The organism is uncultured Algibacter sp. (assembly GCF_947490405.1).
GTDB lineage: Bacteria > Bacteroidota > Bacteroidia > Flavobacteriales > Flavobacteriaceae > Algibacter_B.
The window spans coordinates 143570-156310 of the sequence record NZ_CANLGU010000006.1; the positions used below are offsets into that span (position 1 = coordinate 143570).

At 31.3% G+C, this 12741-nt stretch carries 11 protein-coding genes; 5 read left to right on the forward strand and 6 right to left on the reverse strand.

The window, feature by feature from the left end:
- Nucleotides 1-279 precede the first annotated feature (279 nt).
- The 3 genes from arsC to prfB all read right to left on the reverse strand — a co-directional run bounded on the left by arsC (nucleotide 280) and on the right by prfB (nucleotide 2347).
- Nucleotides 280-621, reverse strand: coding sequence for an arsenate reductase (glutaredoxin) (gene arsC, locus Q0772_RS13365; protein WP_298345804.1), 342 nt, complete (start codon nucleotides 619-621; stop codon nucleotides 280-282).
- Nucleotides 614-1240: an HAD family phosphatase gene (locus Q0772_RS13370; protein ID WP_298345807.1), complete on the reverse strand. Its 627-nt coding sequence runs from the start codon at nucleotides 1238-1240 to the stop codon at nucleotides 614-616. The genes arsC and Q0772_RS13370 overlap by 8 nt, the downstream gene beginning before the upstream one ends.
- Nucleotides 1237-2347, reverse strand: a protein-coding gene (prfB, locus tag Q0772_RS13375; protein WP_298345810.1) for a peptide chain release factor 2 whose coding sequence is annotated in 2 segments (ribosomal slippage) — nucleotides 1237-2283 and nucleotides 2285-2347 — 1110 coding nt in all. Because the reading frame shifts where the segments join, the coding sequence is not laid out codon by codon here. The genes Q0772_RS13370 and prfB overlap by 4 nt, the downstream gene beginning before the upstream one ends.
- A 136-nt stretch (nucleotides 2348-2483) precedes the next feature.
- Between prfB and Q0772_RS13380 the strand changes: the two genes are divergently transcribed.
- Nucleotides 2484-3794, forward strand: coding sequence for a CoF synthetase (locus Q0772_RS13380; RefSeq protein ID WP_298345812.1), 1311 nt, complete (start codon nucleotides 2484-2486; stop codon nucleotides 3792-3794).
- Between the two features lie 59 nt (nucleotides 3795-3853).
- Nucleotides 3854-4873 carry a GntG family PLP-dependent aldolase gene (locus tag Q0772_RS13385; protein ID WP_298345816.1) on the forward strand — a complete coding sequence of 340 codons (1020 nt, stop codon included), beginning with the start codon at nucleotides 3854-3856 and terminating at the stop codon, nucleotides 4871-4873.
- Between the two features lie 99 nt (nucleotides 4874-4972).
- Here the strand turns inward: Q0772_RS13385 and Q0772_RS13390 are convergent, their stop codons facing one another.
- Nucleotides 4973-6160 carry a hypothetical protein gene (locus Q0772_RS13390; RefSeq protein WP_298345818.1) on the reverse strand — a complete coding sequence of 396 codons (1188 nt, stop codon included), beginning with the start codon at nucleotides 6158-6160 and terminating at the stop codon, nucleotides 4973-4975.
- 286 nt (nucleotides 6161-6446) lie between these two features.
- Nucleotides 6447-6770, reverse strand: a complete 324-nt coding sequence (locus tag Q0772_RS13395) for a YbaB/EbfC family nucleoid-associated protein (RefSeq protein ID WP_298346070.1) — start codon at nucleotides 6768-6770, stop codon at nucleotides 6447-6449.
- 95 nt (nucleotides 6771-6865) lie between these two features.
- On the opposite strand from Q0772_RS13395, the gene Q0772_RS13400 reads away from it, so the two are divergent.
- The 3 genes from Q0772_RS13400 to Q0772_RS13410 all read left to right on the forward strand — a co-directional run bounded on the left by Q0772_RS13400 (nucleotide 6866) and on the right by Q0772_RS13410 (nucleotide 11547).
- On the forward strand, nucleotides 6866-8917 hold the full coding sequence (locus tag Q0772_RS13400) for a S9 family peptidase (RefSeq protein ID WP_298345820.1): 2052 nt from the start codon (nucleotides 6866-6868) through the stop codon (nucleotides 8915-8917).
- Nucleotides 8918-8995: 78 nt separating this feature from the next.
- Entirely contained in the window at nucleotides 8996-10036 is a 1041-nt protein-coding gene (locus Q0772_RS13405) for a cysteine synthase family protein (protein ID WP_298345823.1), read from the forward strand.
- Between the two features lie 251 nt (nucleotides 10037-10287).
- Nucleotides 10288-11547, forward strand: coding sequence for an aminotransferase class I/II-fold pyridoxal phosphate-dependent enzyme (locus Q0772_RS13410; RefSeq protein WP_298345826.1), 1260 nt, complete (start codon nucleotides 10288-10290; stop codon nucleotides 11545-11547).
- A 52-nt stretch (nucleotides 11548-11599) separates the two neighbouring features.
- Here Q0772_RS13410 and Q0772_RS13415 read toward each other — a convergent pair whose 3' ends face one another.
- Nucleotides 11600-12721, reverse strand: a complete 1122-nt coding sequence (locus Q0772_RS13415; protein ID WP_298345829.1) for a GNAT family N-acetyltransferase — start codon at nucleotides 12719-12721, stop codon at nucleotides 11600-11602.
- Between the last annotated feature and the right edge of the window lie 20 nt (nucleotides 12722-12741).

A 12741-nucleotide genomic window follows, 5' to 3' on the forward strand; every position in this document is an offset into this window, starting at 1 on the left:
ATCTTTGCATAAGATTTTTAAAACACAATCTTTACTATGTTTGAATTTGACCAGTATTTAGGTTTTTTGGCATTCTTAACTATTTTAACAATAGGTTTTTGGTTAATGATATTTTTATTAACATTCGTAATCCCTTATTGGATTGGAGGCTCTTTAATCGAAAGATTAAAGGAGATAAGAGAAGAAAAGAAAGCTAAACGACAAGCATAATAAGAATTAAATATAAAAAAGGAAGCTATTTTAGCTTCCTTTTTTTTTGATTATAAATTTCAGGAGTAATTACAAAATTGAAGATATAAGCTCTGGTGGTCTTCCAATTAGGGCTTTTTTGCCATTAATTACAATTGGTCGCTCAATGAGTTTTGGGTATTTTACCATAGCAGAAATAATTTCAGAATCATTTAGTTCTTTATTTTTAAAGTTTTCTTTCCATATGGCTTCATTTTTTCTAACTAATTGTATGGGTTTTATCTTGAGTAACTCAATAATATCCTTAAGTTCTTTTGCAGACGGAACATTTTCTAAATACTTAATAACTTGAAATTTTTTTCCAGACTTCTCTAAAATTTCTAAGCCACATCTAGATTTAGAACATCTGTTATTATGATATATTTTAATCATTAATATTAATATTATATGTTGTTTTTAATTCTTTGATAAGTTGGTCTGGAGATTTAAATTGAATACCATTGATACCAAGGTTTTTTGCAGCTTCAATATTTCTTAAATTATCATCAATAAAAATAGCATTTTCAGCATTTATATTAAATCTTTCTAATGTGAGATTATAAATCTCATCAAAAGGTTTTCGTGTTTTTTCTTCACCAGAAACGATAATACCCTCAAACCACTGTAAAAACTCAAAACGCTCGAGAGCAATAGGGAAGGTTTCTGCACTCCAATTAGTTAATGCTACAACTTTGTAGTCATTAGTATTAATCAAATGTTTTAAAATGGCTACGGTACCAGCTATCGCATTGCCCAACATGTCTTCCCATCTTCCATAAAACATGCGTATTTCTTTTTCGTATTCAGGAAATAAAGCAACACGATCTTCGGTGGCTTTAGCCATGGGATAACCTGCATCCTGATTTTCATTCCAATCGCTAGTACAAATATTATCAAAAAACCATTGCATTTTTTTTCGGTTTCCTTTAAATACATCTAGAAATACATACTCTGGATTCCAATCGATTAAAACACCTCCTAGATCAAATATTATCGTATTAATTTTGTTCATAATTGATTATCATCTTCAACTTGTTGTCCCATCATCATTAAATATGATTTAAGAAATTCATCAATTTGTCCATCCATTACCGCATCAACATTACCTGTTTCATGAGATGTTCTAACATCTTTGACTAGTTTGTAAGGATGCATCACATAATTCCTTATTTGGCTTCCCCATTCAATTTTCATTTTGCCAGCTTCAATATCATCACGTTGTGAAAGTTGCTTTTGAAGTTCTATTTCATAGAGTTGAGATTTTAGCATTTGCATGGCTCTGGCTCTATTGTCATGTTGAGAACGCGTTTCAGAACACGATATTTGAATACCTGATGGTTTATGAGTAAGTTGGACCTTCGTTTCAACTTTATTCACGTTTTGACCACCAGCACCACTTGAGCGTGCCGTAGTTATCTCGATATCTGCTGGGTTTATTTCAATTTCTATAGTATCGTCAACCAACGGGTAAACATAAACAGAAGCAAAACTTGTGTGTCGTTTTGCATTACTATCAAAAGGCGATATTCTAACCAAACGATGCACACCGTTTTCTCCTTTAAGCCATCCAAATGCAAAATCACCTTCAATTTCCAAAGTTACTGTTTTAATGCCTGCTACATCACCTTCTTGATAGTTGAGATCTTTAACTTTAAACCCACTTTTTTCGGCATACATCAAATACATTCTCATGAGCATGTTAGCCCAATCACAGCTTTCAGTTCCACCAGCACCTGCTGTAATTTGCAGTACAGCACTTAAATTATCACCTTCTTCAGAAAGCATGTTTCTAAACTCGATATCTTCTATGAGTATAGCAGCTTTATTGTATCTTTTTTCTAAATCTTCAGCAGTAGATTCACCTTCTTTAAAAAACTCATAGATAACTTCAAGATCTTCAATAAGTGTTTTTAGATCTTTGTAGTCTTGAACCCATTTTTTCTTTACACGAAGTGATTTCATAATAACTTCAGCAGCTTTAGGGTCGTTCCAGAAATTTGGATCGAAGGTTTGTTCTTCTTCGTTTTGTATTTCAATTAATTTGGCATCTATGTCAAAGATAGTGCCTTAGTTTGTCTAGGCGGGTATTAAGATCTTTAATTTGATCTGATGTTATCATATCTAATTTGTTTTTAACAAAAATAGGCATCTGAATGAATTCAAGACTAATTTTTATAAAGAAAATAATTTAGTGACAAAAAAGTACTTAAAAGCTTTTTTTGTTTATTTGTTAACCAGTTTATTTATAAAATTAGATGACAAAGTTATTAGAGATAATTAGGTATCATTCATTTTGGGTTATTGATTTTTTTAAAGGGTCAAAAGTTAAATCTCATTATAAACAAATTAAGTTTGTTTTAGAAAATTATCATAGTGATAAATCTATAGAAAAAAGAAATCAGTATTTAAATAATTTGCTTAGTCATGCTAAGCATAATGTCCCTTTTTATGAGTCATATAAAGGCTCTAAATCTATATCAGATTTCCCTATTGTAAATAAATTAATTCTGAGGGAATCAATGAATCAGTTTATTTCTGAGAACTATAGAGCCAAGGACAGTTTTGAAGTTAGCACAAGTGGCTCCACAGGAACCCCTTTTTTAGTCTTACAAGATAAAAATAAGAAGCATAGGAATACAGCTGACACCCTATACTTTGGCGAAAAGTCAGGTTATAGAATAGGACAAAAATTATTTTACATACGAGCCTGGGGTAATTTATTAACCAAAAGTAGACTTGCTTCTTTCTTACAGAATATAATAACTATTAATGTTAAAAATTTAGACACATCATCTATACCTCAGATTATTAATAAAATTGAGGCAGGAAGTTCAAACAAAGCATTTATTGGGTATCCTTCAGCCTTCAGAGAAATTTGTAAATATTTAGATTCTATAAATGCAAAACCTTTTAAGGCAAATATTACTTCTATTATTGCCAATGCCGAACCTTTAAGTGAAAAAACTAAAAAAACTATAAAAAAATATTTCGGTATTGATGCACTATCGCGCTATTCAAACATGGAAAACGGTATATTATCTCAGCAAATAAAAAATGAAGGGGAGTATTTCCATATTAATTGGGCAAGTTATTATATCGAGATTTTAGATATTAATGAGGATGTACCAGTTAAATATGGAGATATTGGTCGCGTTGTAGTTACTGATTTATTTAATTTCCATATGCCTTTAATTAGATATGATACTGGTGATTTGGCTGTAATGAATATTGATAAAAATAGTTTTAATGGTGCACCTTCTTTTTTTAAGGTTGAAGGGAGAAGAATGGATACCATTTATGATACACAAGGAAGAATTATGACGACTGTTGTTTATGAATTGGAATATTTTCCAGAATTTAAGCAGTTTCAGTTTATTCAAGAAGGAGAAAAAAAGTATCGGGTTAAAATAAATATAGATGGGGTTTTTAAGCGTGAACAAGAAATGATAAATCTTCTAAAATCATACTTAGGAGATAATGCTGAAATACAAGTTGAATATGTTGATGAAATCCCTCAATTGTCCTCTGGTAAAAGAAAATTAACATTGAATAAATATAAAACTTAAGCTATTTTAAGTTTAAAATTAATGATAATTTTAATCCCTAATTCATAAAGCATATTGAAATGATTATTGATTTAAGAAGTGATACAGTAACAAAGCCAACTCCCAAAATGTTGCAATCCATGATTAGTGCTGAAGTAGGAGACGATGTTTTTAGGGAAGATCCAACAATAAATAAACTAGAAAATAAAGTAGCTAAAATGTTTGGAAAAGAAAAGGCATTGTTTTTTCCAAGTGGCACTATGGCTAATCAAACAGCAATTAAGCTGCATACAAACCCTGGCGATCAGATTATATGTGATAAATATGCGCACATATATAATTATGAATCTGGAGGAGCATCTTTTAATAGTGGGGTATCTTGTAAATTGATTGATGGCGACAGAGGTATGTTTACTGCAAAACAAGTAGAACAAGCTATAAATCCAAAAGCTTATTATTATAGTAAAACTAGTTTAGTTGAAATTGAAAATACAACAAACAAAGGTGGAGGGGCCTGTTGGGATTTTGATGAAATTAAAAAGATTAAGGAGGTTTGTGAAAATTATAAGTTAGGCTTTCATCTAGATGGAGCTCGTTTGTGGAATGCTTTAGTTGAGAAAAATGAGACACCCAAGCAGTACGGAGAAGTTTTCGATACTATTTCAGTTTGTTTAAGTAAAGGATTGGGCTGTCCAGTTGGTTCTATTTTAATTGGGAGTTCTGATATTATGGATAAAGCAATTAGGCTTAGAAAGATTTTTGGAGGAAATATGCGTCAAGCTGGATACCTAGCAGCTGCAGGTCTATATGCTCTTGAAAATAATATAGAGAAACTGAAAGAGGACCATATAAAAGCAAAAGAGATAGCAACTGAATTAACCAAACTCCCTATTATTAAAGTTGTTGAACCAGTTGAAACTAACATTGTAATTTTTGAACTCAATGCAGATATAGATGAAAGTAAGTTTTTAAAAAAATTATCTGAAAGAGATATTTATATAATTAGCATGGGTAGTGGTAAACTCAGAATTGTTACACATTTAGATTACACAAAAGTAAAACATAGTAAGTTTTTAAAGCTTTTGCCAGATTTTTTTTAATTCTAAGGTACAAAAAAAGGAATCCATGTTAAAATGGATTCCTTTAATAGTTATTCGTGTCATAATGACCATTCTACATTTATTGTAGCTAACAGGTCATTACCACCAGTATCTTATACAATGTTCTGGCTCAACATAATCACAAAGCTCACCTCCATGACTACTTTCACCACTAATTACATTAAATACACCTCTAAAATATCCAGGTCCAATTTTAGTATCGCAATTAGTTTTAATTTTTGTGTAGTAACAATTGTTGATGTATATATAAATATAACTACCAAAAGTTCCATCATGATTTTTTCCTGAGATATTAATTATCTCACCAGGTTGAGCATATCTATTACAGTAAACTCTTTTTCCGTAACATGTATTCTCATATCTTTGAACAATATCGATTTTCTTAGTATTGTGCCAATCAAATTCTAATTCTAACTTAGTAACTTTTCCTTCACAATCACTACAAGGGATTTCTTTTTCTGGAACATCAACCATATAAATAATTGATTGTTTTCTCTCTTCAGGAACCAAAACTAAAGCTACTTTTTGACCACATCCAGGAACAAAATCTTGACCGTTATCTAATGCAGCCTGAACAATTTCCATACCTTTAGCTTCTTCTTCTGGTCTAGTTAAAAACCATTGACCAGTTGGGTCTGTTAAATATGTACATAAAGCACAGTTTCTATCATCAATAAGTTCCCAAATAGCCCATTGTACATGACCATATGTATAAGTACCACCACTTGGACTTGCTTCTCCTATAAATGTTTGATTTAATATCCAGTTTACAAGATCAAAATTATCTACATTTTCAAATAATCCCTCAGGAAGTACTTCATAACTTGAATATACATCAAAGTTAAGAGGTCCTTCAACACCTAAATCTAAATCTACATCAACACACCATCCTTCCAAACTAGCATCAGCTAAGCTAGAGTCATTAATGTCAAATTCAAAATAAGAATTAGGCCCAGGATTAGAAGTCGTTGTTACACTTATAGTTTCAGGTAAACTTAACTCTAAAGCTTCAAGGTCAGGAGTACATTCCGCACTTGAAAGACTACTTGAAGTAGAAAATGTAAGTGCTGGAGCTGGCATTTCAGCATTTAAATCTTGGTTTAGAACGAATGTTTCGTCTTCTTCCCCATCAGAGACTAAGATTTGGTCTTCCATAGAAAGTTCTTCTTCAACGATTGAAGAGGCACCCTCGTTTAGTGTCTCATTCTGACACGAAGCTAATACAACAAGTATAGCTAATAAAAATAATTTGGTAAGATTTTTCATAATATAAAATTAGTTTTTTACAATTTACAATTACAAATATATCGGATGACGTCTTTGAGAGTTGTTTTTTTAGACTAAATACCAAACTTTTAGATTTATGAAATTTTGCTTACACTTTGTCGGTTTTATTTACATTTAATAAGGTTTTAGAAACTTTTTTTAGAACTCTGCAAGCTTAGTTATTATGATGAAACAATTAAATTCATAATTACATATACTTCTATATGCGAATCTTGTGTTAAATTGAATATTTATTTAAATATGTAGCAAGAAATTTGCTTAAATACTATTTAAACAAATCCATACCAGGAATATTAGGCATCCCTTCTTTAGCTACTGCCCCCAATTCAGTTTCATTCACATTTGTTGCTTTTTCTATGGCTTTATTAAGGGTAAGTATAAGATAATCTTCAAGTTGTTCCTTATCTTTAAGTAAATCATCATCAATTTCAATAGACTTTATGGTTCTATTGGCTGTTAAAGTAATTTTAAGTTTGTTATCGTTACTAGATTCATCAACTAAAACAGTATCTAAACGTTTTTTTGTTTCCTCAACTTTTTTTTGGGTTTCTTTAAGTTTGCCCATCATACTCATCATATCTCCAAACATAATTTTAAATTTAAAAATTAGAATTACAAAGCTATTTAATTTTTCTATTTTTGAAGGCTTAATTTTTAAGTTTAAACTTACTTTCATTGAAAACAATGTCCTCAACACCAGAAGCTAAAAAGATTGCTAAAGAACTAACGGTTCATAATGACACTCGAATTGATAATTACTATTGGTTAAATGACAGAGATAACCCAGAAGTTATTGAGTACCTAAATGCTGAGAATGATTATACTAAGGCTAATATGCAACATACTGTAGCCTTTCAGAAAGTATTGTTTGATGAGATGAAAGGTAGAATTAAAGAAGATGATACCTCTGTTCCTTATAAATTAAATGGTTATTGGTATTTTACTAAATATCAAGAGGGCAAAGATTATCCCATTTATGTAAGAAAAAAGGAAACATTAGAAGCTGATGAAGAAATTTTATTTGATTGCAACAAATTGGCAGAAAAGCATGCCTACTTTAATCTAGGAGGTATTGCTATAAGTCCAGATAATACATTAGCTGCGTTTTCTACAGATATAGTAAGTAGACGGCAATATACCATTCAAATAAAAAATCTCATCACTGGTGAGGTTTATTCTGATGAGATTATAAATACTACTGGAAGTATAACTTGGGCGAATGATAATAAAACGTTGTTTTATGCAATGAAAGACCCTGTTACCCTGCGTTCTCATAAAATATTTAGGCATAAATTAAATGCAGATTCTGATAAAGATGAAGAAGTTTACCACGAAGCCGATGAAACCTTTAATACTTTCGTATATAAATCAAAATCTAAGAAATACATCATTATTGGATCTTCAAGTACCTTGTCTTCTGAATATCGTTTTTTGAATGCAAATAATCCAGATTCGGATTTCACAATTTTTCAAAAAAGAACCAAGGATTTAGAGTATAATATTGCACATTATAATGATAGTTTCTATATAATTTCAAATATTGATGGTGCAAAAAATTTCAAAATTTCTAAAACCAGCGCGAATTGTACAACTAAAGAAAATTGGAAAGATGTTATTCCACATAGAAAATCTGTTTTAATAGAAGATATTGAAATTTTTAAGAGTTATTTGGTTATTAACGAGCGTGAAAACGGACTTAATAGGCTACGAATTATAAATTGGAATGGTAAAGAAGATTATTATTTACCATTCAATTCGGAAACATATACAGCATACATTGGCAATAATTCAGACTTTGAAAGTAATTTATTGCGCTATGGCTATAATGGATTAACATCGCCAAGTTCAATAATTGATTATAATTTAAAAACTAAACAAAGTGAGGTAAAAAAAGAACAGCAAGTATTAGGGGGGAAGTTCAAGAAAGGAAACTACGAATCAAAACGTATATGGGCTACCGCTAGAGATGGTGTAAAGATTCCTATGTCTATTGTGTACAGAAAGGGTATTAAACTGGATGGAACAAACCCACTACTTCAATACGCTTATGGGGCTTATGGCTCAACAGTAGATCCTTCTTTTTCAAGCATTCGTTTAAGTTTATTAGATAGAGGTTTTATTTATGTCATTACACATATTAGAGGCGGGGAGTATTTAGGCAGAGAATGGTATGAAAATGGTAAGCTTCTGTTCAAGAAAAATACATTTACTGATTTTGTTGATTGTTCAAAATATCTAATCGAAAAAAAATATACATCAAAAGCGCATTTATATGCTTACGGAGGTTCTGCTGGTGGTTTACTTATGGGAGCTGTTATTAACATGAATCCTGAACTGTATAAAGGTGTTTTAGCAGCTGTTCCTTTTGTAGATGTAGTAACAACTATGTTAGATGATTCTATTCCTTTAACCACAGGTGAGTATGACGAGTGGGGAAATCCAAATCAATTAGAATATTATAATTATATGAAATCGTATTCGCCATACGATAATATAGAAGCAAAAGCTTACCCAAATATTTTGGTTACTACCGGTTTGCATGATTCACAGGTACAGTATTGGGAACCTGCAAAGTGGGTTGTAAAGTTAAGAGAGATGAAGACAGATTCTAATACCTTGTTGCTTCATACAGATATGGATTCTGGTCATGGAGGTGCCTCAGGACGTTTTGAAAGCCTAAAAGAAGTTGCGTTAGAGTATGCATTTCTTCTAGATTTAGAGGGAATTCATGGTTAATAAAAAAAAATGTTTTATTTTTGTGCGGTTTAAACACTGATTATGTTACCACTTAGTCAATGTTTATAAAAAGCTTATATGAAACACAGAAATCAAGTATTTGATAATGTATTAGATTTAATAGGTAATACCCCACTTGTTAAACTTAATAGAATAGCTTCCAAGTTTAAAGGTAACTTTTATGCAAAAGTAGAATCCTTTAACCCAGGACACTCATCCAAAGACAGAATAGCACTTTACATTATAGAAGAAGCCGAAAAAAAAGGTATTCTATCACCTGGTGATACTATTATAGAAACAACTTCTGGTAATACAGGATTTAGTATAGCTATGGTGAGTATTATTAAAGGTTATGATTGTGTATTAGCAGTAAGTTCTAAATCATCGCCAGATAAAATAGACATGTTAAAAACAATGGGGGCTAAGGTTTATGTTTGTCCTGCTCATGTAAGTGCAGACGATCCAAGGTCTTATTATGAGGTTGCAAAACGTCTACATGCAGAAATAAAAGGTTCTGTTTATATCAATCAATACTTCAATCAATTAAACATTGATGCACATTACAAATCTACAGGCCCTGAAATCTGGGAGCAAACTAAAGGAAAGATAACGCACTTGTTAGCATGTAGCGGAACAGGTGGAACCATTTCCGGAACAGCTAGGTATTTAAAAGAGCAAAATCCTGATGTAAAGGTTATAGGAGTTGATGCTTTTGGTTCTGTCATAAAAAAATATCATGAAACTAGAGAGTTTGATGAAAAAGAAATTTATCCCTATAGAATCGAAGGTTTAGGTAAAAACTTGATACCTACAGCTACAGATTTTGATGCTATCGATGAATTTATAAAGGTAACTGATGAAGATAGCGCGCACACAGCAAGATTAATTGCTAGAACAGAAGGTATGTTTGTAGGTTATACTTCAGGTGCAGTTACGCAGGCTTTATTGCAATTAGGAGAAGAAAATCGTTTTAAGAAAGATGATTGTGTAGTGGTAATATATCCTGATCATGGTGCCAGATATATGAGTAAAGTTTATTGTGATAAGTGGATGAACGATCAAGGATTCTTTGATAGTGTTAATGAAGCTGCAGCTCAAAGCATACAATACATAAAATAAGACATTTTTAAATATACTTTAAGAGACGAATTTTTGCTTCGAAGTAAAAAAATCGTCTCTTTTTTTGTTTTATCAATAATTGAGCATCAAAAATTATGTTCAAACCAGATAAATATTTAATTTTGCAGCAACTAACTAGAATAATAAGAGCTTATTTGTTTTCCTTAAAAGAAAGTTGAGTTATTTTCTTAAAAAGCCTTTCCAAATATTTAGTTACGACTTAAATTAATAGCAATAAGATTATTATATAAATGAAAGATTTATTCGAAAAAATTTATAAAGACAAAGGACCTCTAGGTAAATGGGCATCTCAAGCTGAAGGTTACTTTGTATTTCCTAAGTTAGAAGGAGAAATTTCAAATCGCATGAAATTTCAAGGAAAAGATGTTATTACTTGGAGTATAAATGACTATCTAGGTATGGCAAACCACCCAGAAGTTAGAAAGGTTGATGCTGAAGCTGCTGCGCAATATGGTTCTGCATATCCAATGGGAGCGAGAATGATGTCTGGTCATACAGATTTACATGAAAAACTTCAAAATGAATTGGCCGATTTTGTAAGTAAAGAAGCTGCTTATCTTTTAAATTTTGGTTATCAAGGCATGGTTTCAACTATCGATGCTTTGGTTGCTAAAGATGATATTATTGTTTATGATGTTGATGCACATGCGTGTATAATTGACGGTGTGCGTTTGCATATGGGGAAGCGTTTTACTTATAAGCATAATGATGTTGAAAGTTTAGAGAAGAATTTAGAACGTGCTACTAAAATGGCTGAACAAACTGGCGGAGGAATTCTAGTAATTTCTGAAGGTGTTTTTGGGATGCGTGGTGAGCAAGGACGTTTGAAAGAAATTGTAGCTTTAAAAAAGAAATTCAATTTTAGATTGTTTGTTGATGATGCTCACGGGTTTGGAACTTTAGGAGCTACAGGAGCAGGAGCAGGAGAGGAACAAGGTGTTCAAGATGATATTGATGTATATTTTGCAACATTTGCAAAATCTATGGCAAGTACAGGTGCTTTTATTGCTGGAGATAAAGAAATTATTGATTATTTAAAGTATAATTTACGTTCTCAAATGTTTGCAAAATCTTTGCAAATGCAATTAGTGGTTGGTGCACTTAAGCGTTTAGAGATGCTTAAAACAATGCCTGAATTAAAAAAGAATTTATGGACAATTGTTGATGCATTACAATCTGGTTTAAAAGCTCGTGGTTTTGATATTGGAACAACACAAAGTTGTGTAACACCTGTATATTTAAAAGGAAGTATTCCTGAGGCGATGGCCTTAGTAAAAGATTTACGTGAAAATTACGGAATATTCTGTTCTATAGTAGTTTATCCTGTAATACCTAAAGGATTAATTCTATTAAGAATGATTCCTACAGCTACGCATACTTTGCAAGATGTTGAAGAAACATTAGATGCATTTGATGCTATTAGAGATCGATTAGATAACGGGACTTACAAGCGCCTATCTGCAGCTTTAATGGCAGCAATGGGTGAGTAATAAAAAGTATTAGAAAACTAAAAAATCCGATTCAATAATTGAATCGGATTTTTTATGTAATATTTTTTCGATACGTTTTCCTGCGTTTATAGACTTCAGGGTCAAAATGCTTCCAAATTTTATGGATAGCTTCGTTGTCTTCTAACTCTGGCGTCCTAAAGCAGGTTTCGATGCCTTTTTCTTTAAATGTTTCATAATACTCATTGAAAATAACAGCATGAACACCTTTATTTTGATAGTCCGGATGAATACCAATTAAATAGAAAATAACATCTTTACTATGTTTTTTTGCATGTAATATATGTCTGAAACCAAAAGGAAATAATTTACCATTTATTTTTTGCAAGGCTTTAGCAAATGCTGGCATTACAATAGCAAAACCAACCATATTGTCATCTTTATCAATAACAAACTTTATATATTCAGGGTTAACAAAACTTATAAATTTCTTTTTAAAATACGCTTTCTGAACATCGTTAATAGCTACAAATGAGGATAAAGAGGCGTAACTTTCGTTAAATAAGTCAAACATTTTATCTGCATAAGGCATCACCTCTTCTGTAGTCGTTAACTTTAATGGTTTGAGTTGGTAGCGTCTTTTAATAAGCTCTTGCGCTTTTTTAAAAAATTCAGGTTTAACATTTTTAAAAGGGAATCTACTTTCAGAATATGATTTCTCAACAATATAGCCAATAGCTTCGTAGTGTTTAATATAATATTCATGGTTATACCAAGTAATCATAGGTGCTATAGAGTTGAATCCTTCAGTCATAACACCAACCTTATCAAGATTCGAAAATCCAACAGGCCCTTCTAGATATTGTAAGTTATATGATTTTCCTATGCTTTCAACTTTATTCAAAAGGGTTTTTGATACCTCTAAATCATCAATAAAGTCAAACCAACCAAAACGCATTTTCTTTTGGTTTTGTTCTTTTACTTCAAGCCAATTAACAATTGCAGCAATTCTTCCAACAATTTCACCATTTTTATATGCTAAAAACATTCGTGCATCGGCATCGTTAAAAACGGGGTTTTCTTTTTTGTTAAATGTTTTAATTTCTTGACTTATAATGGGAGGAACCCAATATTTGGAGTCTTTATATAGCTTAAAAGGAAACTTAACAAATGCTTTAAGATCCTTTTTAGTTTTTACTTCTTTAAGTTTTATCATACTATATTGATGCAAATTGA